The 26,768-nt window shown below is 36.8% G+C and carries 21 protein-coding genes and 2 other RNA genes; 18 read left to right on the top strand and 5 right to left on the bottom strand.

The features are described from left to right. Positions 1 to 132 precede the first annotated feature (132 nt). The 17 genes from hemZ to ptsP all read left to right on the top strand — a co-directional run bounded on the left by hemZ (position 133) and on the right by ptsP (position 18,625). Positions 133 to 1,611: a coproporphyrinogen dehydrogenase HemZ gene (gene hemZ, locus C9914_RS06570; RefSeq protein ID WP_106764240.1), complete on the top strand. Its 1,479-nt coding sequence runs from the start codon at positions 133 to 135 to the stop codon at positions 1,609 to 1,611. Then, positions 1,595 to 2,557, top strand: a complete 963-nt coding sequence (locus C9914_RS06565) for a uridine kinase family protein (protein WP_022264174.1) — start codon at positions 1,595 to 1,597, stop codon at positions 2,555 to 2,557. The genes hemZ and C9914_RS06565 overlap by 17 nt, the downstream gene beginning before the upstream one ends. 77 nt (positions 2,558 to 2,634) lie before the next feature. Further along, complete coding sequence (locus C9914_RS06560) at positions 2,635 to 3,078, top strand: zinc ribbon domain-containing protein (RefSeq protein ID WP_106764238.1); 444 nt, start codon at positions 2,635 to 2,637, stop codon at positions 3,076 to 3,078. 214 nt (positions 3,079 to 3,292) lie between these two features. Next, entirely contained in the window at positions 3,293 to 5,059 is a 1,767-nt protein-coding gene (locus C9914_RS06555; RefSeq protein ID WP_106764237.1) for a putative polysaccharide biosynthesis protein, read from the top strand. Between the two features lie 617 nt (positions 5,060 to 5,676). Continuing rightward, entirely contained in the window at positions 5,677 to 8,430 is a 2,754-nt protein-coding gene (locus C9914_RS06550) for a cation-translocating P-type ATPase (protein WP_106764235.1), read from the top strand. A gap of 218 nt (positions 8,431 to 8,648) precedes the next feature. Further along, positions 8,649 to 8,746, top strand: an RNA gene (ffs, locus tag C9914_RS06545) — signal recognition particle sRNA small type. A gap of 72 nt (positions 8,747 to 8,818) precedes the next feature. Next, positions 8,819 to 10,411, top strand: coding sequence for a DNA polymerase III subunit gamma/tau (gene dnaX / locus C9914_RS06540; RefSeq protein ID WP_106764234.1), 1,593 nt, complete (start codon positions 8,819 to 8,821; stop codon positions 10,409 to 10,411). Position 10,412: 1 nt separating this feature from the next. Next, a complete protein-coding gene (locus C9914_RS06535; RefSeq protein WP_022264169.1) occupies positions 10,413 to 10,763 on the top strand; it encodes a YbaB/EbfC family nucleoid-associated protein in 351 nt (116 codons plus the stop codon). 2 nt (positions 10,764 to 10,765) lie between these two features. Next, positions 10,766 to 11,368 carry a recombination mediator RecR gene (recR, locus tag C9914_RS06530; RefSeq protein ID WP_022264168.1) on the top strand — a complete coding sequence of 201 codons (603 nt, stop codon included), beginning with the start codon at positions 10,766 to 10,768 and terminating at the stop codon, positions 11,366 to 11,368. 29 nt (positions 11,369 to 11,397) lie between these two features. Continuing rightward, positions 11,398 to 11,865, top strand: coding sequence for an SsrA-binding protein SmpB (gene smpB, locus C9914_RS06525; RefSeq protein ID WP_022264167.1), 468 nt, complete (start codon positions 11,398 to 11,400; stop codon positions 11,863 to 11,865). A 15-nt stretch (positions 11,866 to 11,880) separates the two neighbouring features. After that, positions 11,881 to 12,232, top strand: a transfer-messenger RNA (tmRNA) gene (ssrA, locus tag C9914_RS06520). A 111-nt stretch (positions 12,233 to 12,343) separates the two neighbouring features. Further along, the gene (locus tag C9914_RS06515; RefSeq protein ID WP_270750783.1) at positions 12,344 to 12,574 is read left to right on the top strand and encodes a transposase; all 231 of its coding nucleotides are present in this window, start codon (positions 12,344 to 12,346) and stop codon (positions 12,572 to 12,574) included. Between the two features lie 385 nt (positions 12,575 to 12,959). After that, a complete protein-coding gene (locus C9914_RS06510; RefSeq protein ID WP_106764232.1) occupies positions 12,960 to 13,706 on the top strand; it encodes a DeoR/GlpR family DNA-binding transcription regulator in 747 nt (248 codons plus the stop codon). Then, entirely contained in the window at positions 13,707 to 14,609 is a 903-nt protein-coding gene (pfkB, locus tag C9914_RS06505; protein ID WP_106764230.1) for a 1-phosphofructokinase, read from the top strand. It begins immediately after the preceding gene. 65 nt (positions 14,610 to 14,674) lie between these two features. Further along, positions 14,675 to 16,585, top strand: a complete 1,911-nt coding sequence (locus tag C9914_RS06500) for a PTS fructose transporter subunit IIABC (protein ID WP_106764229.1) — start codon at positions 14,675 to 14,677, stop codon at positions 16,583 to 16,585. Positions 16,586 to 16,646: 61 nt separating this feature from the next. Then, positions 16,647 to 16,913 carry an HPr family phosphocarrier protein gene (locus C9914_RS06495; RefSeq protein WP_106764227.1) on the top strand — a complete coding sequence of 89 codons (267 nt, stop codon included), beginning with the start codon at positions 16,647 to 16,649 and terminating at the stop codon, positions 16,911 to 16,913. Between the two features lie 71 nt (positions 16,914 to 16,984). Beyond that, on the top strand, positions 16,985 to 18,625 hold the full coding sequence (gene ptsP / locus C9914_RS06490) for a phosphoenolpyruvate--protein phosphotransferase (RefSeq protein WP_106764226.1): 1,641 nt from the start codon (positions 16,985 to 16,987) through the stop codon (positions 18,623 to 18,625). A 70-nt stretch (positions 18,626 to 18,695) separates the two neighbouring features. On the opposite strand, the gene C9914_RS06485 is transcribed toward ptsP, so the two are convergent. From C9914_RS06485 to C9914_RS06475, 3 genes are all read right to left on the bottom strand, one after another. Further along, complete coding sequence (locus tag C9914_RS06485; RefSeq protein ID WP_106764224.1) at positions 18,696 to 19,277, bottom strand: hypothetical protein; 582 nt, start codon at positions 19,275 to 19,277, stop codon at positions 18,696 to 18,698. A 670-nt stretch (positions 19,278 to 19,947) separates the two neighbouring features. Continuing rightward, positions 19,948 to 21,534 carry an NAD(P)/FAD-dependent oxidoreductase gene (locus C9914_RS06480; RefSeq protein WP_106764223.1) on the bottom strand — a complete coding sequence of 529 codons (1,587 nt, stop codon included), beginning with the start codon at positions 21,532 to 21,534 and terminating at the stop codon, positions 19,948 to 19,950. A gap of 20 nt (positions 21,535 to 21,554) precedes the next feature. Next, positions 21,555 to 23,243: an ArnT family glycosyltransferase gene (locus tag C9914_RS06475; protein ID WP_106764221.1), complete on the bottom strand. Its 1,689-nt coding sequence runs from the start codon at positions 23,241 to 23,243 to the stop codon at positions 21,555 to 21,557. Positions 23,244 to 23,680: 437 nt separating this feature from the next. On the opposite strand from C9914_RS06475, the gene C9914_RS06470 reads away from it, so the two are divergent. Continuing rightward, on the top strand, positions 23,681 to 23,968 hold the full coding sequence (locus C9914_RS06470; RefSeq protein WP_022265033.1) for a helix-turn-helix domain-containing protein: 288 nt from the start codon (positions 23,681 to 23,683) through the stop codon (positions 23,966 to 23,968). 375 nt (positions 23,969 to 24,343) lie between these two features. Here C9914_RS06470 and C9914_RS06465 read toward each other — a convergent pair whose 3' ends face one another. Then, positions 24,344 to 24,970 (bottom strand): V-type ATP synthase subunit D, encoded by a 627-nt coding sequence (locus tag C9914_RS06465; RefSeq protein WP_022265034.1) that lies wholly within the window; start codon positions 24,968 to 24,970, stop codon positions 24,344 to 24,346. 20 nt (positions 24,971 to 24,990) lie between these two features. Continuing rightward, positions 24,991 to 26,439: a V-type ATP synthase subunit B gene (locus C9914_RS06460; protein ID WP_022265035.1), complete on the bottom strand. Its 1,449-nt coding sequence runs from the start codon at positions 26,437 to 26,439 to the stop codon at positions 24,991 to 24,993. Positions 26,440 to 26,768: the final 329 nt, after the last annotated feature.

Here is a 26,768-nt window from a genome sequence, read left to right as displayed (position 1 = left end):
GAATTGATATGATTTATATTTTGTTTGTCAAGTTGTGGAGATTGTATACAAAGAGTATTATGCTTTTCTTGATTAAAATAAATATGTGTGATATTATAAAATTAATAAAATTTTAAATTAAGGATTGCTGTTATGAATATCTATATTATAAATAATCCCTTTCATTATGAGATTGAAAATCTGACTCGTGCATTTTTTAATAATGAAAAAATGAATGTCATAAAATGCGATGAAAATGTAAATCGTGAAAAGCCTTTTGTTGCAATAGAGCTTATTAAGCACGAAAAAGATTCTGATATAATTGTAAGCTTTGCTGATGAAGATTTTGAAAAGACTTTATCTAAAAAAATAGATGGTGAGTTCGATTCTGAATATTCAGAATGTGAGAGAGCGGCTGCCATTATGCTTTTTGAGATATTAAGCGAATATACAGGCATAAGACTTCCTTGGGGAATATTAACAGGAGTTCGTCCAATAAAGCTTTTGCATAACCTCGTAAGAGAACTTGGCACAGATGGTGCAGATAAATATTTCAGAGAAAAGCTGCTTGTTACTGAGCAGAAAACAAAGCTTGCACTAACAACAGAAAAAAATGAGCGTAAAATTCTCGAACTTTCAAAGCCTGATTCATTCAGCCTTTATATATCAGTGCCGTTTTGCCCGACAAGATGCTCTTATTGTTCATTTGTTTCTCAGTCGATAGAAAAAGCGAAAAAGCTTGTTGAGCCATATCTTGATTTGCTATGTCAGGAAATAAAATATACAGCTGAAATAGCCAAAGAACTAAATCTCAGACTTGAAACTGTATATATAGGAGGAGGAACCCCAACAACTTTTTCTGCTGAACAGCTAACAAAGCTTATTACTGCAATAAATGCCTCTTTTGATATGAAAAAATGCCGAGAATTTACGATAGAGGCAGGCAGACCAGATACTATAACTCGTGAAAAGCTTGAAGCAATTCTTGATGGTGGCTGTGATAGAATAAGCATAAATCCACAGACTTTGAATGATGAGGTTCTTGAGGCTATTGGCAGACGACATACCGCCACACAGACCTTAGAGGCATATAAGCTTGCGGAAGAAATTGGTTTTAAGCATATAAATATGGATTTAATAACTGGACTGCCAAAAGATACTCCGGAAACCTTTAAATATACTCTTGATACCTTGTGTGACCTTTCACCTGCAAGCATAACTGTTCATACTCTTGCTATGAAGCGTTCATCTTTCCTTACGCTTGGCGGAACATTGGTCAAGACGGGTGCAGAGCCACCGGCAGCTATTATGATGAAATATTGTGAGGAAAAGCTTCCACAATTTGGTTACCACCCATATTATCTGTATCGTCAGAGCAGAATGGAGGGTAATCTCGAAAATGTAGGTTGGTCTAAAGATGGTTTTGATGGCTTATATAATGTATATGTTATGGACGAAACCCATACAATTCTTGCGTGTGGGGCAGGTGGGGTTTCTAAGCTTCGTGAGCCTGGCGTAAATCACCTTGAACGAATATTTAATTATAAATATCCATATGAATATATCAACGGTTTTGATGAAATGCTAAGACGAAAGGAGCAGATTAAGACTTTCTATGGTAACCTTAAATAATACATACAGAAGATATTCTTATAATCTTCCTGTAATAAACTACTATGCCGAAAACGAGGCTAAAGGCTTTATAGATACAGTAGAGGAACAGTTTCACAGCGACTTGGATAATATTGCTGAAAGCATTATGGAGCTTGAAAAGCAGTGTAATATTATAATGCTTACAGGTCCGTCATCAAGTGGAAAAACTACAACAGCCAAGCTACTTAAATCAAAGTTTGAAAGTGCTGGAAGAAATACCCATATAATTTCTCTTGATAATTTCTATACGGGAAAGAAAAATATTCCAAAGCTTCCGAATGGTGAGTATAATTATGAGGCTCTTGAGGCATTAGACATTCCATATATAAAATCTTGCATAAAAAGTATACTTACAAACGGCAGTTGTATGCTGCCTAAGTATAGCTTTGCAAAGGGAGAGAGAGACTCTGTTTTTACAGAGCTTAAAGTTGAAAAGGATAGCTTTATAATAATTGAAGGAATTCATGCACTTAATCCGATATTTACAGAGGGAATAAATGCAGAGGCTATTAAGAAGATTTATATAAGTGTAAAACAGGGTATCAAAAATACTGAAAAGAAGATTTTGAGAGCGGAGGATATACGCTTTCTTAGAAGACTTGTGAGAGATACAGCGTTCAGAGGCTCTGATGGTGAGGAAACTATATCTATGTGGGATAATGTCTGCCTCGGCGAGAGAAAATATATTCGTCCATTTAAGTATATGAGTGATTACACTTTGAATACATTTCACCCATATGAGGTATGTATTTTGAAAGATGAGGCAATAAAAATACTTTCCGAGGTTGATAGAAATGGTGAGAATTACAGCTATGCCGAAAGAATGATTTCAGCTTTAGAGCAATTCTCTTCAATAGACCAAGAACTTGTGCCGAAATACTCTCTTTTGAGAGAATTTATAGGTGGCAGTTCGTTTGAATATTAGCTAAAAAACTATTGAAGATACAGATAGTTTGTGCTATACTCTAAAATATACTTAGAATCGAAAAGGAGTGTCTGTTTATGGGAATACTTGAAGATGCAATCTATAATGCAAAGACTGCTGCAGGTTTTGTTGGCAAGAAGGCAGAAAAATTTGTTGATATTTCTAAGCTTACTATTTCAGCCGCAGAGCTTAGCAGTGAAATTTCTAAGAAGTGTGAAATTCTTGGACGAGTAGTCTATGAAGCAAAGACAAGTGACAAGTGTTATGATAAAGCAATAGCAGAGCTTGTTGAAAAGATTTCAGACCTCAAGGGACAGCTTGATTCTGTAAATAAACTTATTGCAGAAACAAAAAACAGAGTAAAATGCCCTAATTGCAGTACAGTGAATTCTAAAGATGCAATTTTCTGTGGGAAATGTGGCGAAAGGCTTAGAAATTCAGAGGATATGCTACAGCCTGATGAAGTAGAAGAACCAAAGAAAACAGAAAAAAATACAGTTGAAGCTTCTACTGAAGAATAATATTGCAAATTTAAAAATTGTGTTGATTGAAATAATTTAACATAAGCTTAATAGATTAAAGATTTTGCTTAAGCTTTTTAAATCTTATGTTAATCTAAGTTAGTATTTTGACGGGCGAACTTAGTTCGCCCCTCATATTTGCAGTATTATTTGCGTAAAAATCTGATTTTATGAGTTTGTCGGAAATTACGCTATACTGTAGGGAGGTTAATGAGTGCTTAGAAAAAAGAGTATACCAAAAGAAATAAAAAGCCAATCATTTTTACAAGGAGCTTTTATTCTTGCAGCAAGTATGATTATTGTTAAGACATTTGGAATGGTTTATAAAATCATACTTGCGAATATGTTTGGTGGTGTTGGCACTGGTCTTTTTAATGCTGCATATGCACTATATAATCCGCTTTTTATGCTTGCTACTGCTGGATTCCCTATTGCTATTTCAAGAATGGTTTCAGAAAGTGTTGCAAACGGCAGATATAAAGATGTAAAGAAAATACATAGAGTTTCTGTTCCTATATTTATAGTTACAGGCTGTGTGTGTTTTCTTTTAATGATAGGCGGAAGCTTTATTTATGTTAATCTTATTAAGACACCAAATGCCATTTTTGCAATATTGGCTCTTGCACCAACAGTTCTTTTCGGTTGCCTGATGTCAATATACAGAGGTTACTTTGAGGGTATGCGAAATATGGTTCCGACAGCAATTTCGGAGATTATAGAGGCAACCTTCAAACTCTTTGTTGGACTTACTATGGCATATCTCACAATTAAGTTTGGTACAAATCAATATGAAACAACAGGCTATGTTCTTGGAATGAAATGCTCAAGTCTTGAGCAGGCAACGGATTATATTATGCCTATTGCAGTAGGTGCGGCAATTACAGGAATATCTCTTGGTGGAATTATGGGCTTTGTATTCCTTTATATCCGTTATAGAAAGAACGGTGATGGAATCACTCAAGAAGATCTTGCAAATTCTCCAAGACCTCGCTCAGACAGAGAAACAATAAAAATACTTGTTAGAACAGCTATTCCTGTCGGTATGGGTGCAATTTTGTTAAGTATCACAGATGTTATAGATACATCTATCGTACAAAGCCGAATCTATGATATTATGCAGACCAATCCAGAAGCATTGCTTAATGTTTATGGAACGCTTTTACCAGATAGTGTATATTATGCAGGCACAACACATACCTATCTTTTCGGCTGCTATGGATATAGCTCAACTTTAACTATGCTCATAACAGCACTTACACAGGTATTTGGTTCAAGTGCCTTACCATCGGTAACTGCGGCTTGGGCAAGTAAAGATAAAGCAAAGCTGAAACAAAGTCTTGAGGCAGTTTTAAGAATAACCTTGGTTGTTACCATTCCATCAGGTATCGGACTTTCGGTTCTTTCTGAGCCTATACTTGGTTTGATTTATAGTAGCCCTAATGTATCTAACGAAGTAGAAATTGCTTCTAAGGTTTTAACCACAATGGGCATAGCTATTATCTTTGTTGGAACAGCAACACCTATATGCAGTATGCTTCAGGCTGTTGGAAGAGTTGATTTACCGGTTAAGCTTATGGCTATCGGCGTTGCCGTTAAGATTATTACTAACTATGTTCTCGTTGGTATTCCTGAGATAAATATTCAGGGTGCGCCTATTGGAACATTTGTATGCTATTTGTTTATATCTGTTGTTGGAGTATTTTTCCTTTGTAGGCATACCAAAATCGTTCCGAACTTTATGTCGATACTCGTAAAGCCACTTCTTGCATCACTTGTATGTGGTGTCGGAGCTTTTGTATCATATCATCTTTTTAATTACTTTATGAGCGGAAAGATTGCTACTATTCTTGCAGTTATAGTTGCTATAATAGTATATATATTCTGTCTGTTTATTTTTAAGGCTATACAGAAGGACGATGTTCTTCAGATGCCAAAGGGTGAAAAAATTGCAAGATTCCTTGAAAGAAAAGGAGTATTTTAAGCTTAAAAATTTATTTTGATAAAAATATCTTATTGACAGCTAATATTTCATATGATAAAATATAAATATTAGGAATCCCTTGTGAGGGAGTAGTAAGCGTACTTAATGTGCGTAGTAAGTCAACACTCATGGCTCTTTATAAAAGACCTGGCTTGCTTTAAATTACCAGACTCACACATAACTCTAAATGAGGCTATGTGTTGAGTCTTTTTTATTATCCATTATTATGCTAATGCACTTCCCCAAGACACTTAAAAGTTTCGCTTGAGCCTTTTCAAAGGCTCACAGATTCCAAAGGCAGAGCCTTTGGTGGGTTTTAAGGGCGAAGCCCTTAACATTCTTTGCCTTCTAAAGGCGGACAAAGTCCGCCTTTATTGACTAATGTTGCTGATGTAAGAAAATGCGGCGGATAAAATCTGCCGCTTAGGAGTAAAGAATGTTGGGCTTCGCCCAAAGGTGTGTCGCTCTCTGCGGAGAGCGACAAGGGCGTTGCCCTTGACCTACAAGCTTTTGAAAAAGCTTGAGCAAAACTTTTAATTGTCTTAGGGAAAATATAAACTGATTTGGGTTATTGAGGGAATTTTTAAATTTTATATATTAAGGAGAAATAATAAGTTATGAAAAAACAGCAAAATGTAGAAACTTTTTCGACTCTCAAACTTGCAAATGAGTATGAAACAGACTTGAAAAATGGTTTGACCGAAAAAGAAGCCAAAAGACGCTTAGAGCTTTTTGGAGAAAACAAACTCAAAGAAAAGAAAAAGAAGCCTTGGTTTTTAGTTTTCCTTTCACAGCTTAATGACCCTATGATTTATGTACTTTTTGCCGCAATAGCTGTTACGATAGGTGTATCAATATATGAAACGGTTAATTGGCTGAAAGCGGGTAATGCTTTTAATTTTTTAGAAGTGGGCGATTGGCCTGATGTTATAATTATCCTTGCGGTTATTATAATAAATGCAATTATTGGAACAGTTCAGGAATTAAAAGCACAATCTTCGCTTGACGCTTTGAAGAAGATGTCAAGCCCCGAATCTACTGTAATTCGTGATGGTAAGCGTCAGAAAGTTAAATCAAGTGAGCTTGTTCTTGGCGATATTGTTGTGCTTGAGGAAGGCGATACAATAGGTGCAGATTTAAGACTTATAGAATCAGCTAACCTTAAAGTAAATGAATCAAGCCTTACAGGCGAATCTATGCAGGTTGAAAAGAACGCAGACATTATATTCAGCGAACCTGTTGGTGTTGCAGACAGAGTTAATATGGTTTATATGTCAACACCTGTAACATATGGCAGAGGAATGGGCATTGTAAGTGGTTGTGGAATGGAAACCGAAATAGGTAAGATTGCATCTGCTCTTGATAATGAGCAAGAAGAGCTTACACCACTACAAAAGGTTCTTGCAAAGCTTTCTAAAGGACTTGGAATAATAACACTTATAATAGTTCTCCTTGTGCTTGCTGTTGACCTTGTATGGATTTTTGTTGATGGTAAGGGTACGAATATTGAAGCTTATATAGAGGCTATTCTCTCATCAATTTCACTTGCTGTTGCGGCTATACCAGAGGGCTTGCCAGCAGTTGTAACAATAGTTCTTGCTATTGGTGTGCAGAAGATGGTTAAAGCAAATACGATTGTAAGAAAACTGCCTTCTGTTGAAACGCTTGGTGCTGTTTCAGTAGTATGTTCAGATAAAACAGGCACACTTACTCAAAATAAAATGACTGTTGTTGAGGCATATTGCAATGGTCAGGTTGTAGTTAGCTCTGATTTTAAAGCTCAGAAAAGTAATGAATTTAGATTTCTTGCAAAAGGTATGAGCCTTTGCTCTAATGCTACTGTTGATGACGGCTTATATGGTGACCCAACAGAAATTGCACTTGTCAATTTTGCAAATGAGCTTAGTTTTCGTAAAAAAGACCTTGAAACAATGTCGCCAAGAATAGATGAACTTCCATTTGATAGTGACAGAAAAATGATGACCACTGTCCACAATGATAATGGAAAGAATATCGGTTATACAAAGGGTGCTTTAGATTCTATCTTAAAGCATACAACCAAAATCCTTGAAAATGGTAAGGTTAGAAGTATTACAGATGATGATATAAAGAAGATTTACAGTACAAATAGCTATTTCAGCGATAAGGCTCTTAGAGTTCTTGCTCTTGCATATCGTATAACAGATAAACCAATCGAGGACGATTTGATTTTTGTCGGCTTGGTAGCAATGATAGACCCTGAAAGACCCGAGGCAAAGGGCGCAGTTGAGAAATTTAAGCGAGCAGGTATTGCAACTGTTATGATTACAGGCGACCATAAGGATACCGCCTTTGCAATAGCTAAAAATCTTGGAATTTGCGAAACAAAGGAACAGTGCCGAACAGGTGCAGAGGTTGACGCAATGAGCGAAGACGAACTCAAAGAATGCTGTAAGAGCGTAAGAGTTTTTGCAAGAGTTTCGCCTGAAAATAAGGTTCAGATTGTTAAAGCATTTAAGGCGAACGGAAATATCTGTGCTATGACAGGTGATGGCGTTAATGATGCACCAAGCCTTAAAGCTGCTGATATTGGCATAGCAATGGGAATTACTGGTACAGATGTTGCCAAAGGTGCAGCTGATATGGTTCTTACTGATGATAACTTCGCATCTATCGAAAAGGCTGTTGAAGAGGGAAGAGGTATTTTTGCAAATATCAAAAAGACAATTATATTCCTAATTTCAAGTAATATTGCCGAAGTTCTTGCTATGTTCTTTATTATATGTCTTGGCTTGCCAGCACCACTTATTGCTATTCATCTTTTGTGGGTAAACCTTATCACAGATAGTTTGCCAGCGATTGCTTTGGGTATGGACCCCAAAGCACATGATGTTCTTGATGAAAAACCAAGAGACCCGAAAAAGGGTATCTTTGCCGATGGCGGAGTTAAGCTTACAGCAGGTTTTGGCGTTGTAATAACAGTAGCAGTTCTTATCTCGTATTTTGCGGCAGGCTGGCTAAATGGTGTATTCTCTCTTGGAGATATAAAGGCACTTTATGAAGGTAATGCAGATATACTTCATCAGGCACAGACAATGGCATTTACAACCCTTGCATTCTGCGAGCTTTTCCATATGATAGGTATGAGTAATGTCAAGAAATCATTTATTCATATTTTCAGCAATAAAAACTGGATGATGGCACTTGCATTTGTAGTTGGTATCGGACTTCAATTTTTAGTTATTGAAGTTCCTGCTGTCAGAGCCGTTTTTTCAACAGCAAATCTTACAGGCAACGAATGGATTATAACAGCAATATGTTCTGTACTTCCATTGATAATACATGAAATAGTAGCTATTGGTTATTCTATTTGTAGTAAAAAATCTAAATAAACTTGTCGTAAAATGGGCTCAGTATTTTACTGAACCCATTTTTAATACCGATTAGCTGATAGATTACCCTCTAAGATAGATGAAAAATTCACTCGAGCCTTTTCAATAATAAATTTTTTCAAAAAAGGCTTGCATTTTGTGAAAATATATTGTATAATAACACTACTGCCGAAGAATATCGGTATAACAAGACAGAATGTGCTTTTTGATATGCTGGCGGATAGGTGCTGTACGATGAAGCACCGTGAACCATGTCAGGCGGGGAACCGAGCAGCATTAAGCGGTTGTAACATGCGATACAGTTAATCTGTTCGTCAGTATACCAAAGAGCATATGACCGACTTCCTCGGCTGTCTTGTTTTTTTGAGCCAAAAGGAAGGTGAGCTTAATGTATCGTGTGCTTTATAGAAAATATCGCCCGAAAACCTTCTCAGAGGTTTCAGGTCAGCCACAGGTTACTGTTACACTGAAAAATGAACTTAAAGCCGACAGAATAGCTCACGCATATCTCTTTACAGGTTCGAGAGGTACAGGAAAAACTTCTTGTGCAAAAATTCTTGCTAAGGCTGTCAACTGCCTTGATTTGCAAGATGGCGACCCTTGTGGAAAATGTGCTGCTTGTAGAGGTCTTGATGATGGCTCAATTCTCGATGTTGTAGAAATTGATGCTGCAAGTAATAATGGTGTTGATGATATTCGTATGCTTCGAGAAGAAGCAAATTTTACCCCTGCCGGTGTAAAATATCGTGTATATATCATTGACGAGGTTCATATGCTTTCTCCAGGAGCTTTTAATGCTCTCTTAAAAACGCTTGAAGAACCTCCTCCTCATGTTGTTTTTATTTTGGCAACAACTGAGGTTCATAAGCTTCCTGCAACAATACTTTCTCGTTGTCAGCGTTTTGATTTTCATAGAATCTCGCCACAGGCTATTGCAGACAGACTCGAATATATTTGCAGTCAGGAAAATGCAGAGATTGAGCGTTCAGCGGCTTTGCTTATTGCCTCGATTGCTGATGGCGGTATGAGAGATGCGGTTTCCTTGCTCGACCAATGTATGGGTAGGAGTCGACATATCAACGAACAAACTGTTCGTGACACCGCAGGCTTGGCAGATAGGGAATACCTTTTTAAGCTTGTTGAATCAATTCGCAAAAGAGATTCCGCAGAGGCTCTTGCGATAATTGATAAGCTACACACAGATTCTAAAGATATGGCTCGACTTTGCGATGAACTTTGTTCTCAGCTAAGAGCGATGATGCTGATTAAAACAGTAAAAGATGCAAGACCTTTTGTTGTTATGACAGACGAGGAATTTGCCCAGACAAGTGAACAGGCTCTTGCAATGTCACTTAACGAAATTATTTCAGCGATAGATACTCTACAAAAAGCATATGAGCGTATGATGAGGGGAGTTAATCGCAGAATAGAAATGGAAATGACTGCAGTTAAGCTGTGTTCAGAAATTTCTAAGCTAGAGATAAGTGAAGATGTTGCAAAGCGTATTGATGAACTTACTAAAGAGGTAGAAAGGCTCAGAGCTAATCCGCCAGCAGTTCAGCAAGTATCTGTCAGCAGAACTCATTCTCAGACAAGAACACCACCGATTAAGCGTCCACCAGATATGGAAAAGCTCAGAAGTGAAGCCGTACCAATGAAAGAATGGCCTGAGGTTATAGATGACATAAAACAATATTCAAAGATTATTGGTGCATCATTTGATGGCAGTAAGGCTTATATAAGCGGAAAATATGTTCTTGTTGATTCGACAAATGATATATGCTTTGAAATTTTACGCAAGCCTGAACAACGAGAAAAAATGCGTAATTCAATCAAAAAAATTACTGGAAATGATTATAGTCTTGGAAGATACTCCTATCCAGATGAAGTTAAACAAGATGACCCACTTTTAAAATTCGCTTCCGATGCAAAAGCATCAGGAATACCAATAGAAATAAATAATAGTTCGGAGGAAAATTAATATGAAAGCAAGAATGCCAAAGGGATACGGAAATGCTGGAGCAGCTAACATTCAACAGCTCGCTCGTCAGGCACAAAAGATGCAGGCTGAAATGGATGTTGCTAATCAGGAACTCGAGCAGAAGGAATATTCTGCAACAGCAGGTGGCGGAGCAGTAACTGCTACAATTACTGGTAAGCTTGAAATTCAGAAGCTTGAGATTCAGAAAGATGTTGTTGACCCAGAAGATATTGATATGCTCAGCGACCTCGTAATCGCAGCTGTTAATGAAGCTATCAGAAAGGCTCAGACTGATAAGTCACAGACTATGGATAAGATTTCTGATGGTCTTAATGTTCCAGGATTATTTTAATTATGGCTGAATATAGTGTAGCTCCGCTGGCAAAACTTATAGAGCAGTTTGAGCGTTTGCCTGGAATAGGGCATAAAACAGCACTCAGGCTTGCATATCATATTTTGCGTATGCCGGAAGCAGAAGCACAGAAATTTTCTGATGCAATAATGGAGGCACACTCCAAGATAAAATATTGCAGTATTTGCTGTAATCTTACTGATAAAGATGTTTGTTCCATATGCAGTGACCCTTGTCGTGATAGGTCGCTCGTATGTGTAGTAGAAGACCCTCGTGATGTTATGGCTCTTGAGCGTACACATGAATATAATGCTTTATATCATGTTCTTCATGGCTCACTTTCGCCTTTAAATGGTGTTACAGCCGATATGATTCGCATTAAGGAGCTTCTTGCAAGATTCAAAACAGATGAAATCAAAGAAGTAATTATGGCAACTAACCCTACTGTTGAGGGTGAAGCAACTGCAATGTATATTTCTAAGCTTTTAAAGCCATTTGGTGTAAAAGTCACACGCCTTGCGTATGGTGTTCCTGTCGGCGGAGATATAGAATATGCCGATGAGGTTACACTTACAAAGTCCTTAGAAGGACGCAAGGAAATTTAATTTCAAAATAAACAGAGGGGGGCTTTTTCGTGCCTAAGGAAAACACAAAAACAATAGCACAAAATAAAAAAGCCTTCCATGATTATTTTGTGATAGAAAGTATGGAGGCTGGCATAGAGCTTTGCGGTACAGAGGTTAAGTCCATTCGCAATGGCAGAGTGAATTTAAAAGATTCGTGGTGTAGCATTGACGATGGAGAGCTGTATATAAAAGGTATGCACATAAGTCCATATGAGCAGGGAAACATCTTTAATCGTGACCCTATGAGAGTTCGTAGATTGCTTATGCACAAGCGTGAGATTATGCGTCTTTTCGGTACGGTTAAGCAAGATGGATATTCGCTGATTCCACTTTCGTTATACTTTAAAGGTTCTAAGGTTAAAGTTCAGCTAGGTCTTTGCAAGGGTAAAAAGCTTTACGATAAGCGTGAAGATATGGCTGCCCGAGATGCAAAGCGTGATATGCAAAGAGCCATTAAGGAGCGTTCAAGAGGCTGATTCCTCTTTATATATGGGGATGTAAAGGTTTCGACGGGGAATGTAAGCTCCGGTAAGCGAGCAGCGGTGCGGAACCGCTATAAAATCCGCAACTTAAACAATAATTGACAACAATAAAACTGTTGCTGTCGCTGCTTAATTAAGCGCGACCGTCTATTATAGAAGTACCACGGTCTTTAATAGGCGTCGATTAGTGGTGAACGTGAACAGGGGAGTGCCTTGTACCTTGTCATGACTTTAAGGATACCGAGGTTGATAGCCTGTCTTTGGGCGATTAGCTGAGGGAATTTAAAAACAATGACTACGCTCGAAGAAAGCCGTTGTAAGCGTTTTTCGGACACGGGTTCAATTCCCGTCATCTCCACCAAACAGTGAAAAGCCGAACACAATAGTTTTTGTATCTGGGCTTTTCGGAATAATATGCAAAATAAGGGATAAAGCTTAATGCTTTGTCCCTTATTCGCTTTAGGAGTCTTGAATACATCAAGAAGTTTTAAACAATCTTGAAAGCATACACGGAGCATTGCTCAGAATGAATCGTTCGATACAAGCTGAGGGTATCTTCGGTGTAATGAAATACGACCGTTGGCACAAAAGGTTAGTGCGAAGAGGTCAAATTAAAGTCGAATTGGATATTTATTTGGTTTCAATCGGCTTTAATCTTCACAAATTTTATACAAAACAAATCAGACTGCAAAAAGTTGCTTGAGTTTTCAACATTACGCTGTTTGTGGTAAGGAGGAGCATACCATTTTTTAAATAATTGCCTTATTTTTTTGCAAAAATTGAAAGGAACTGTGAAGAATGAAGTCTTAAAATTCATTTCTTTACAGCCCCCGAATTTTAGATTATTTATCCCGATTTCATATAAAAAGCGTCAAATTTTGAACGAATTTGACGCTTTTTGAATTTGCATATAGTGAGTTTGCACAATAAAATATAACAAATACTGTTCAAACATACGAAAGCGATATTGTATGAAAGATCTTGAACGAAAACACTTGAAATTCGTTGTAAATATGCTATTATAATATCAGAACAAGTCAAAACATTTCAAAACATTTCAAACGATCTCAGTAAGGGGAAAATTCAAAATGCTTGCAGAAGAAAGAATGGCTATTATACTTGAAACCATAAACGAACAAAAAGCAGTTAAACTTTCACAGCTTTGTGAAATGCTTGATGCCTCAATATCAACAGTAAGGCGAGATATAAACTCTCTTGCAGATATGGGAAAGATTGTTAAGGTTCATGGCGGAGCAATGGCACTTGATGATAATTTCAGTTTTATAGAGCATAATGTAGAAGAAAAGCTGGCTCTTTTTGCAGAAGAAAAAATTGCCATTGCAAAATATGCCGCCTCGCTGATTGAATATGGCGATTTTGTATATATAGATGCTGGAACAACAACCGAAAAAATGATAGACTTCATTCCTCAAAAAGATGTGAGCTTTGTAACAAACGGATTTACTCACGCAAAAAAACTTGCACAAAGAGGCTTTAAAGTTTATATTCCTGGCGGAGAGGTTAAATTTGTAACAGAAGCTATTATAGGAGCTGAATGTGTTATGACCTTAAAATCCTATAATTTCACAAAGTGCTTTATAGGTGCAAATGGAATTTCGGTTTCGGCAGGCTTTTCTACACCCGATGTAAGAGAAGCGAGAGTCAAGACAGCCGCAATAGATGGAAGTCGAAAAGCTTATGTTCTTTCAGACCATTCAAAGTTTGATAAAATAACATCTGCTACATTTATTCCCCTTAATCGGGCAACAATAATTACAGATAAATTGTTGGATAAGAAATATACAGAATATACATCAGTTAAGGAGGTTTTGTAAATGATTTATACTGTTACTTTTAATCCGGCTATCGACTATATTGTTCATACGGGTGAGATTGAACTCGGAAGGGTTAATCGCACAAAAAATGAAGAGATATACTTTGGTGGAAAAGGTATCAATGTTTCAATGGTTCTTTCAGAGCTTGGCATAAAATCTAAAGCATTTGGATTTGTTGCGGGATTTACTGGAAAAGCTATTGAAGAAGGTGTTTCATCAGCAGGAATCGAAACTGACTTCGTACATCTTGATAAAGGCTTTTCAAGAATAAATGTTAAGATAAAGTCAAGCAGAGAAACAGAGCTTAATGCTCAAGGCCCTGAGATTTCTAAAGAAAAGATAGATGAGCTTTTCAGAAAGCTTGATGAAATTCAGAGTGGAGATACAATAGTTCTTGCAGGAAGCATTCCATCTTCGTTACCGTCAGATATATATGAAAAGATTCTTGATTATCTGAAAGAAAAGAATGTAAGGGCAGTTGTAGATGCTACAAAGGACCTATTGATGAATGTACTTAAATATAAGCCATTTCTTATTAAACCCAATAATTTCGAGCTTGGCGAAATGTTCGGCGTTGAGCTTAAAAGTACAGATGAAATTATAGAGTATGCAAGAAAGCTAAAGGAGATGGGAGCGGTAAATGTTCTTGTTTCTATGGCAAGTGATGGAGCGGTACTTCTTGATGAAAATAACAAAACACATATCTGTGGGGTATGTGAGGGAAAAGTCAAAAATTCCACAGGCTCAGGCGATTCAATGGTCGCAGGATTTTTAGCAGGCAGTGAAAAAGGTGATTATGAATATGCACTAAAGCTTGGTACAGCATCGGGTGGTGCAACAGCCTTTTCAGATGGACTTGCAAAAAAAGAAGAAATTTTTAAGCTTCTTAGCCAGCTTGCTTAAAATAAGGCTCTATTAGATTGATAAATCTAACGAAAATAAAAAATTAGTAACAGGGGGAAAAACTTATGCGTATTGTTGATTTGCTTAGCAAAGAAAGCATTATGTTGAACGGCACACCAAAAACTAAGTCAGAAGCTATTGATATGCTTGTAGATTTACAAGTAAAGAGTGGAAAGATTGCCGACAAAGCAGAATACAAGAAAGGAATCTTAGCACGAGAGCAAATGAGTTCTACTGCGGTTGGAGAGGGAATAGCAATTCCACACGCAAAGAGTACAGCAGTAAAAGCTCCATCACTTGCTGCCATGACAGTTCCAAGTGGTGTTGATTATGAAGCACTTGACGAAGAGCCTTCAAATCTTTTGTTTATGATTGCTGCTCCAAATGATGGAGATGTACATCTTGAGGTTCTTTCCAGACTTATGACAATCCTTATGGACGAGGATTTCCGAGCAAAGCTTATCGCAGCAAAGAATAAGGACGAGTTCCTTAAAATCATTGACGATATGGAAAAGGAAAAATATCCTGATGAGCCAAAGGAAGCTGTTGCAGAAAGTAAGACAGGATATAGAGTTCTTGCAGTAACAGCCTGTCCGACAGGAATAGCACATACTTATATGGCGGCAGAAGCACTCGAAAAAGCCGGCAAAAAGCTTGGTATAACAATCAAGGTTGAAACAAACGGCTCTGGCGGTGCAAAGAATATTCTCACAAAAGAAGAAATTGAAAATTGTGATGGTATTATTGTTGCAGCCGATAAAAATGTTGAAATGGCAAGATTTGATGGCAAAAAAGTTATTTCAACACAGGTTTCAGACGGAATAAAGATTCCAGAGAAGCTTATAAACAGAATAGTTTCTGGAGATGCTCCTATATATCATCATTCAGGTGCAGCAGCAGAAAGTGCCTCAAGTGGTAATGAAAGCTTTGGCAGAAAGCTGTATAAGCATCTTATGAACGGCGTTTCAAATATGCTTCCATTTACTATTGCAGGCGGTATCTTCATTGCACTTGCTTTCCTTATTGATACAATAGCAGGTGCTCCACAAACGGGTGATTTCGGAACATATACAGCTGCTGCAAAATTCTTCAAGACAATCGGTGACTTTGCATTTAACTTTATGATTCCAGTTCTTGCTGGTTATATCGGCAAGAGTATTGCAGATAGACCTGGCTTCTTAGTAGGACTTGTAGGTGGTTATCTTGCAACAAAAGGTTCAACCTTTGCTGCGGTTGGTGGAGATGTTCCATCAGGCTTCCTCGGAGCATTACTTGCAGGTTTTGCAGGTGGCTATCTTATGCTCGGCGTTGAAAAGCTTTGCGATAAATTGCCAAAGGCTCTCAATGGTATTAAGCCAGTTTTGATTTATCCACTTGTTGGCTTAGGAATTATCGCAGTTATAATGTGTGCAGTCAACCCATTTATGGGAATGATTAACACAAGCATTTCAAACCTCCTTAATAGTATGGGAAGCTCAAGTAAAATTCTCCTTGGCTGCATACTTGGTGCTATGATGTCTATTGATATGGGTGGCCCATTCAACAAAGCAGCTTATGTTTTCGGTACAGCGGCTATTGCTTCTGGTAGCTATGATATAATGGCAGCAGTTATGATTGGCGGAATGGTTCCTCCTCTTGCAATCGCTCTTTCAACAACATTCTTCAAGAACAGATGGACAGAAGAGGAAAGAAAAAATGGTCCAGTCAACTACATTATGGGACTTAGCTTTGTTACAGAGGGTGCTATTCCTTATGCAGCAGCAGACCCACTGAGAGTTATTCCAGCTTGTATGATAGGAGCAGGCGTTGCAGGTGCTTTGTCAATGGCATTTGGCTGCACACTTATGGCACCTCATGGCGGTATATTCGTAATAGCAGTTATAGGCAACTGGCCAATGTACTTGCTTTCACTTGTAATAGGTTCAGTTGTTGGAATGCTTTTACTTGCATTGTTCAAGAAGAAAATTAAAAATTAAAATAGTTTAAAAACATTTTAATAGCTAAAAAATAAATTTAAATAAAAAGGAGATTTTAACTATGGTATCAAAGACAGTGGAAGTAAAAAATGTACAAGGAATTCATATGCGTCCAGCAGGAATGTTAGTTGCGGAGATGAAAAAGTTCCCAGGCTGTACAGTGATGTTAAATACTGCTGATAAAAAAGCAAAGGCAACAGCAGTTATGCAGATTATGGCAGCAGGAATTAAATGCGGTACTCAGGTAGAGATTACCGCAGACGGCGAGAACGAACAGGCAGCTCTTGATAAGGCAGTTGAGCTTTTTGAAAGCGGTTTCGGCGAATAATTTAAAAAATTAGATTAGTTTGCCGCCGTATGGCTCATATACGGCGGCAATTTTTATAAGAGGTGAAAATAATGAGGATATATACAGGTAAAGGTGTTTATGGTGCAATCGCAATAGGTAAGATTTCTATATTCAGCCGTCAGCAAATTGCTATAACTAAGCTTCATATAGAAGATATAGATGCAGAAAAAGCAAGAGTTCAGGCAGCAAAAGAAAAATCAATAGCTCAGCTTCAGGAAATTTACGAAAAAGCATTGAAAGATGTCGGAGAGGCTAACGCTCAGATATTTGAAATTCATATGATGATGCTTGAAGATGACGATTATAATGACTCAATTTCAGATATGATTGAAAGCAAGCATGTAAATGCAGAATATGCTGTTTCGGTAACAGCCGAAAATTTTTCTGAAATGTTTGCGTCTATGGACGATTCATATATGCAAGCGAGAGCGGCTGATGTAAAGGATATTTCAAATAGAATAATCAGAAATCTATCTATGGACGCAGAAAGTGAAAATGCAATGAGCGACAAGATGATAGTTTGTGCTGATGACCTTTCGCCAAGTGAAACTATTTTGCTTGATAAGGATAAGGTTTATGCCTTTGTAACAGCATATGGTTCATCAAATTCTCACACAGCAATTCTCGCCAGAAATATGAATATTCCTGCTGTAATAGGTGTAGGAGAAGCATTCCTGAATAAAATCAAAAATGGCATAACAGCAATAGTTGATGGTTATACAGGTGAGATTTTCGTTGACCCTGATAATGAAACTCTCGAAAGACTTGAAAAGAAACAAGCAGAGGATATTCAAAAGAAGAAGCTCTTGCTCGACCTTAAAGGTAAGGAAAACATAACTCTTGACGGTACAAAAATCAATATTTATGCAAACATAGGCGGAGTAGATGATGTAAAATCTGTTTTAGAAAATGATGCGGGCGGTATAGGACTTTTCAGAAGTGAATTTCTCTATCTCGAAAACAGTAGCTATCCGACAGAGGAAGAACAATTCAATGCTTATAAAAAGGTTCTTGAATCAATGGGCAATAAAAAGGTTATAATAAGAACTCTTGATATAGGCGCGGATAAGCAGGTTGATTATTTTGAGCTTGATAAGGAACAGAATCCAGCTCTTGGATATAGAGCAATCAGAATTTGTCTTACAAGACCTGAAATATTCAAAACACAGCTAAGGGCTTTGTATAGAGCATCAGCTTATGGCAAGCTTGGAATAATGTTTCCGATGATTACATCTGTTTCAGAGCTTATACAAATAAAAGAAATCTGCGATATTGTTAAAACGGAGCTTAGTTCAGATGGTATTGCATATTCCGAAGATGTAGAGTTGGGAATTATGATTGAAACACCTGCCGCTGCAATAATCAGTGATAGACTTGCACCAATGGTAGACTTTTTCAGTGTTGGAACTAATGACCTCACACAGTATACATTAGCTTGCGATAGACAAAATTCCAAGATAGAAAGCTTTTGTGATACACACCATGAGGCGATTCTCAGATTGATTGAAATGTCCGCCCAGAATGCTCATAAAAATGGTGCTTGGATAGGCATTTGCGGAGAGCTTGCCGCTGATACAACACTTACAGAAACTTTTCTTAGGATGGGAATAGATGAACTATCTGTTTCACCAGGCTTTGTCTTAAAGGTTAGAGATAAGGTAAGAAGCATAGATTTATCTAAAAAAGATTAATAATTAAAAGTAAATAATGTATAATAAAAAGTCCTCGGAATCAAATCCAAGGACTTTTTATCCAAAATCTTTAATTAGAATGTTCTGAAACAGCTCTCTTGTAATATTTCATATATAAGAACAAGGTGAGTATAGCTAAAACTAAAATAATCACAACATAAATCCAGAAGCTTGCAAATAATCCGTTAAAATAATTTATAAACAGATTGTATAATGAACGGGTATTTATATTGATTTGAGGAATTTTTCCTGAGAGCAATACAAAGCAGGGAATAACTGCCGTTGTAATACCAGCCCCGATAAGACCATAGTAAAGATAACGAAATCTTCTGTGTCTATATTTATTGGTAAGGAAAATTATAGCAGCGATAATCAGTGCAGCTATGCTCAAACCAATTATCAAGCCATTCACCAATGGTTGAGCCTTGTATATGTAATTTGCAACTACTGAGAAGAAATGTATAGAAATCTGATTTACATAAATATCAGTTGCAGAATTTACGAAATAGTCGATATTTTCTCCTGAAGTCTTTGATTTATCATAATTCTTTTCACTGATATAATGGTCAATCGCAGTATAAAGATTTTGCTTGAATAATGTAGTATCAGTAAAGGGAATCCTTGTTAAACTTAGATTAAAATAATAATACATATATTTTTTCACATCAAAGAGAACACAGATAATTCTAAAATATAGTGGAAAAATACGGCTCAATGTAAATATAGTTGGGGTGACCCGAAAAATAGAATAAAGTGTAATTACAAGTGGCAGAGAATTAAACAGTCGCTTGTTTTATTGTAGAATTGATATGTTTGTTGGAAAACATATGTAAAATGCGGTTGTGAAAGAACTTGAAATTTCTGTAGTTGTAAGCATTTTTTTATTAAGAACCTTGATTTTGTTGCTACAACTTTCAATAAAGCTATTGGTGATTGGTACGGAAAAACAAATTAAATATTTTGTCAATTAATTTTGTGCTGCCTTGGCACTGCAATCAAATGCCGAGGTAATCCAATCTGACAGAGCCTCTTTAGCGGACTTTCTGTCTTTGCAAGCAATGATTTTTTAAAAGTCATCCTAAGAGTTTTTCTGTAAAATATCTATAGAGCATATTTTGTCCTCCGTTTCAGGTTTCTAAGCAATTTTATTTTAACGGATTTTGGTTAAAATATGCTCTACTTTTTTACTTGTAGGCTCTTTTTCTACCACAACTTTTATTATAGCCTAAAAATAGAGCATATTTGATAAACTCCTGCAGATTTCAGGAAATATCAAATATGCTCTATAATTTTTATCAAAAATTTATTTGTTAATCTAAATACTATGCCTTTTCACTTTGGTTTGTTGACTGTTCTTTGCCCTCGTGATAAGTTTTCTCGGTATTTACTTTCCATATTTCAGATTTGTCTGTGTTACCAGATTTAATATGTTCAACTGCACGAATAGCTGTAAGCATTGAATGGTCCATATTGTTATAACGATGTTGACCATTTCTTCCAACACAATATAAATTTGGAATAGTATTTATATATGCAATAAGCTCATCTATTTGTGAATAAGTATCAAAATATGCAGGATAAGCTTTTTTAACGCGTTCTCTGTGTGAATCAAGAACATCTCCACTTGAAATAATTCCCATCTTTTCAAGTTCTTTGGCTGCAAAGTCGATACACTCATTATCATTCATATTCCAGAAATTGTCACCTTCAGTGCAGAAATATTCAAGACCAATCCAAACAGTATGCTCAACATCTTTTACCATATAAGGCGACCAGTTATTGAATATCTGTATCCTGCCAAGCTTAACATTTGTGTCTTGAACATAAATCCAGCAGTCAGGAACAATGTTGCCCATAGTCTTGATTTCAGTTTCGTTCTTTAGAGCAAGCTTTGGTACAAGCAAACCTACTGTTACGAAATCACGATAGGGCAGACCACTTGCAATATTAGCAATATTTTGAGGTATAGTTTGACCTTTAATACCAGCTACTAAGTCCTTGAGAGGCATTGAGGAGATAAAAATATCGCCATTAATTTCAGTTAAACCATTTGAAGTTTCGCATTTAACAGATTTAATTGAACCATTTTCAAGATTAATTTCTTTAACAGAGGTATTCATAAGGATTTTTCCGCCAAGTTTTTCAAATTCTTTAGCAGCAATTTCCCAAAGTTGACCAGGACCGAACTTAGGATACCAAAATTGCTCAATAAGTGAGGTTTCAACATTTTTGTTATCCTTTTTACCAAAAGCCTTAGAGAACATATCTTTGAGTAGTGTTTTTATAGAAAGACCTTTAACACGCTGAGAACCCCAGTCAGCAGCGATTTCTTTAGGGTGTCTGCCCCAAAGTTTTTCAGTGTAGCCTTCAAAGAACATAGAATAAAGCTTTTTGCCAAAGCGATTTATATAGAAATTCTCAAGCGAAGTTTCCTTTTTCTTAGCAACAGTAGACTTCATATAGCTGCAACCTGCGACAAAAGTTGTGCCAAGTCCCATATTTTTAATTGTTTGAGGTTTCATAGAAATTGGATAATCAAAGAAATGCTTTTTATAGTAAATTCTTGAAACTCTATGACGAACAAGCATAACCCTGTCCTCATTTTCTGGGTCAGGACCATTTTCATATACTGGGCTTTCACGATTAAGAACTTTATCATCATAGGATTTTTTACCTTGAAGTGGCATAAGTTCTTTCCAACGATTCATAACTTCATCGCTCTTTGAGAAAAAACGATGTCCACCTATATCCATTCTGTTACCGTTGTGATAAACGGTTCGAGAAATTCCGCCAATAGCATTAGATTCCTCAAGAATAACTACATCATAGTTTTTATTTCCATCTGATAATAATTCCAAGCCTGCTGTTAAGCCCGCAGGACCTGCACCAATTATTACTACCTTTTCCATCTTATTTCATTCCTTTTAAATTATATTCCAATTAAAGTATAGGTCACTGCAGACGAGATACAGAAACAAACTGTAATTGCACAGACTGCAATTCGGAATACTTTTGCTGATTTAGTTTTTTTGCCAAGAGTTTTTGTCAGCCATAAGCCAATAAACATTGCGCCAGTTACTATAAGTGGAACAACATATCGTACATTCTGCGTACAAGTGAACGGAAACTCAAAGCAGAAAATATAGTAAGAGCCTAAAATTACAACAAAAAGTAATGCAAAGAAAACCTTAAATATAGGCTTCATACTTCTTTTATTAATAAGTATGTAGACCATTGCAATAACGCCAAGTAATGCAAGAACCACGCCCGACCAGAAAAGCACAACCCCACTGAATTTTATTTCAGGGTAGTATGTGTCATTTATGATTTCATCAAACATAGCTGTTTTAAATAGTGCTATTGTAGGATTATATTCAAAGTACTTTCCAGCGTAGAATACAAATTGAGTATAAACGCTATCAAATTGGCTGAAATTGAAGTCAAAAAGCCTTTCAAAAATGCTATAATAACCAATATACTGGCTATTAGTCACAGAAAGCTTAGGTACATAGGTGAAAGGAACTTTATGCATAAGATAATTTCTTATGCTCCAGCCAAGTCCAAGTGGTATACATACGCCACCAAATGCAAGCATCTGTCCAATAAGGCTTTTGAAATTTTTTCTATTTTTGATTAATACAATAAGAAAAACAATCGCAATAGCAGGAGCAACCATCCATACAGAGAGTTTTGTAAACATTCCTAAGCCAACGCATAAAGCAATTTTCATTATATTCTTTAAAGTCTGTTCTCTATACCACACTATGGTATTAAGAATAGCTCCAAGCATAAATGTTAATGAGAGAATATCGTTATTAACACTTCCTGCAAGAATTATAAAAGTAGGGTGAAAGGCAACTATTGCAAAAGCGATTATAAGTCCCATTCTTCTAAGTTTAAGCTCTTGCATAATTCTATAAGAAAGATACATAGATACACTTGAATAGAAAAGCGTAAGGTATTGCAAGCCCTCATAAGAAGCCTCTGTTGCTATTCCAAAAATACTTTGTATTTTCAACCATATCGCAGCAAGAAGATGATGCAAAGGTGGGTGATAAAATTGCCAATAATCTCTTACATCAATATCAGGCAAGGACCAGTTATTGAATATATAGAGTATATATGCAGCATGACCTCTTGCGTTAATATCAAATTTTTCAACATCATGCTGTCTTTGATGAACTGTTGTATAGAGGATATATGCAAGTTTCAATGCAAAAGCAAGAATAAAAAGTATTATGATAATTTTTCTAGTATCAAGTACATTGTTTATATAGCAATGTATTCCATAGATTATTGCAAGAAATACTGCAAAGAGAAATAGAAAAGCTCCAGATTTTTGTTGTATAGCCATTATACAGTAGGCTATAAATAGCATAGATACATAGCTGATTGCTTTAATAGAGGTTATTTTAAAGCTCTCATCGTCTTTGCTTTGCCAAAATGTTACTACTATAATTATAAATGCGATACAAAGTAGAAGTATTATTCCAGTAGTTGAAAACGGTACTGTTCCGAATATGAGTGCCAAACAAAAGCAAATAAGCCCAAGAGTCAAAATAGGGTGCTCTGAAAAGTTGAAGGATTTATATTTATTTTTTTTAATAGTATCACTCATATAATTCCCCTTTTACCAAATTTACTATTAAATTTGCTCAGCCGCTTTATATTTTAACACATTTAGCACAGTTCGTCAATTTAATATAATGGATTTTTACAATTCATTCTTAAATTTGTTTTTAAAAATATGTATTTTTATGTATAAATCAAAGCATAAAATTATTGTCAATCACCTAATTTTGGCTATTGATTGTAAACTATTTTTGAATATTTTCAATTTACTATTGCAAATTCAGAATTATTTGATATAATAATAAGTATATTAGATGTTATTTCAAGGATATTCAGTTTTGTTCACAAGGCCTTGCATCTCTGATTAATTTTTGAAATACATAATATAAATTCTATACTGATGATATTATATATGCTAAAATATTTTATATTTTTGGCTATCTGTAATATTATTATAAAAAATTAGTGAAATGGGGAAAACTGATGTTAAATGTAAGAATTCGTGAATTAAGGTCCGCAAGAAATATTACTCAAGTAGAGCTTGCAAGAAGTTTGTCTGTTTCTAAGCAGAGCATCTCTAACTGGGAGAATGATAATATTCTTCCTTCAATCGAAATGCTCGTTAAGATTGCTGATTTCTTCTCAGTAAGCACAGATTACCTTCTTGGCCTTGACGACAAGAAATATCTCTTGATTTCTGGTCTTAATGAAGAGCAAATCGCTCACATCCAGCAGTTGGTTGACGATATAGCTGAGAACAACCAAAAGTAATTTTGGACTAAACTAAATAAGCTATTAAAAATCAAGTAGAAATGCCTGACAGAATTCCGCACTGTCAGGCGTTTTTATATTGTCAATTAACAAATTTTATCTCGACACTTAAAGGTTTTGCGCAAGCCTTTTCAAAAGCTTGCGGTTTCCGAAGGCTCTGCCTTTGGTGGGTGTTAAGGGTGAAGCCCTTAACATATCTTCCACCTTGATTTCTTTCGATAGCAATAAACCTCCTTTGCAGATGTCAAGGTTTTGTTTGCAAAACCGATTATGCGTCTTGTGTGTGGTGGCTCGCCACTTAATACTTTAAACTTATTTTCAGACAAAAAAATTCAGGGACGAATATAAATTCGTCCCTGTCTTATGTTTTTGCAATTAAGTATTAGCCTTAGCTGCCTTTTGACTTTTTATAACTTTAAGTCTTGAGAATTCCTCACGCTCTTTTTCTTCGAGAGCCTCAGTTATGAACTTAACTGTTGCCTCAAATTTCGGAATCATAACATTTTTGAGAGCGTTGGCACGCTTTTGCGTCTTTTTAATAGCGTCAGCAAGTCGATAGACGCTGTTTTCTACCTCGGCAAGAACCGCAGTAAGCTCCTTAACCTCGTGAAAGCGTAGATAAGCTTCATCAAGAGAGGAGTTCGTATTGGAAATACTGAAATAGATTCCGTTATTAGAATTTTCGTCTATTGTTACAATCGGAATCTCAACACCCATAACGCTTCGGTAGGAGAGCTTGAGGCTTGTTTCCTCAGGAACTGATTTCGAGATTTCATCACAGAAGCCAAGGGTAATATTAGCAACCTCAAGAGCCTTATAAGCCTTATGATATGTGCTGTCGATTTTATCCTGAATTTCAGAAGCCTTGTCGATAAGCATCATCATTTCTCTGATAAGGATATTACGCTTTTTGTCGAGAAGCTCAAAACCATTTTTGGCAAGTGCAAGAGATTTCTTTGTTGCCATCAGGTTTCCTTTTGTAGGTACAGCCTGAACTGCCATATCTGTCACCTCCCAAAAAATTAAGCAATATCGTTATCATCACTGTCATCATCTTTTTTCTCAGAAGAGGCAAATGTTTCAAAAACGATAGAATCCTTATCCTCAATATAATATTTATCAAGAATAGCGTCATCAACACGGTCAAGCTCTTCACGAGGAAGAGTAGAGAGAAGCTTCCAGCCAAGGTCAAGGCTCTGCTCGATAGTTCTGTTCTCGTTGTAGCCCTGATTTACGAAATAAGCCTCAAAGAGCTTACCAAACTCGATATATTTCTTGTCAATAGGGGAAAGCTCTTCCTCACCGATAACAGAGGCGAGCGAACGAGCGTCCATAACTTTCGCATAAGCTGCAAAGAGCTGGTTAGAAAGTGCGGAGTGGTCGGCTCTTGTAAAGCCTTCACCGATACCGTCTTTCATAAGACGAGAAAGTGATGGAAGAACCGAAACAGGTGGATAAAGACCAGCACCCTCGAGAGAACGGTCGAGAACTATCTGTCCCTCTGTGATATAACCTGTAAGGTCAGGGATAGGGTGAGTAATATCATCGTTAGGCATAGTAAGAATTGGAATCTGAGTAACAGAACCATTCTTTCCTTTAATCATACCTGCTCTTTCATAGAGAGAAGCAAGGTCTGAATATAAGTAACCAGGATAACCCTTTCTGCCTGGAATTTCGCCCTTAGATGAGCTGAATTCACGCAAAGCCTCGGCATATGAGGTCATATCAGTCATAATTACGAGAATGTGCATATCAAGCTCAAAAGCAAGATATTCAGCCGCAGTCAAGGCACAACGAGGTGTAAGAGTTCTTTCAATAATTGGGTCATTAGCGAGATTAAGGAACATAACAACTCTTTCGAGAACGCCGCTTTCGTCAAAGCTCTTGCGGAAATATTCCGCAACATCGTTCTTAACACCCATAGCTGCAAAGACGATACCGAATTTATTACCAGCACCAGCAATCTGAGCCTGACGAACAATCTGAACAGCGAGTTCGTTATGTTTCATACCTGAGCCAGAAAAAATCGGTAGCTTCTGACCACGAATAAGTGTCATAAGAGTATCTATTGTAGAGATACCAGTATTTATATAGTTTTGTGGATAAATTCTTGAAACAGGGTTTATCGGAGTACCATTGATATTAGCCTTGTGAGTAGGATAGATATCGCCAAGACCATCAATAGGAGTACCCGAGCCGTTAAAGACACGACCCATAATTTCAGGTGAGAGAGCAAGCTCCATAGGGTGTCCTTTAAGACGAGTGCGTGCATTGTCGAGTGACATACCCTTAGTGCCTTCAAATACCTGAACGACACAACGCTTACCCTGAGTCTGAACTATTCTTCCGTGGCGAATTGAGCCGTCATCAAGACGAATATCAACCATTTCTTCATAAGAAGCGTTTTCGACATCATCGAGAACGATAAGTGAACCATTGATTTCCTTAACGCCAACATAATCGAGAATCATTCATTTCACTTCCTTAAATAAGTAGTAATAAATGTGGGTGCTGAAACAAACTTTCCCTAAGACACTCAAAGTTTAGGTCAAGCCTTTTTAAAGGCTTGTAGGTCAATGGCAAAACCCTTGTCGCTCTCCGCAGAGAGCGAAATACCTTTGGGCGAAGCCCAACATTCTTTACCCCTGAGCGGCGGACTTTGTCCGCCGCCTTTTCTTTTGTCAGTAACATTAGTCATTTAGAGAGCAAAGAATGTTAAGGGCTTTGCCCTTAAAACCCATGAGGGACTTCGTCCCTCAACCCTGCAAGCAGCTTTCACCAGCAAAGCTGGTGTAGAAAA

It is taken from the genome of Pseudoruminococcus massiliensis (assembly GCF_900291955.1).
GTDB classification, from domain to species: Bacteria; Bacillota; Clostridia; order Oscillospirales; family Acutalibacteraceae; genus Pseudoruminococcus; species Pseudoruminococcus massiliensis.
The sequence above is the reverse complement of the archived record's forward strand: the minus strand, read 5'-3'. Positions and strand labels throughout refer to the sequence as shown.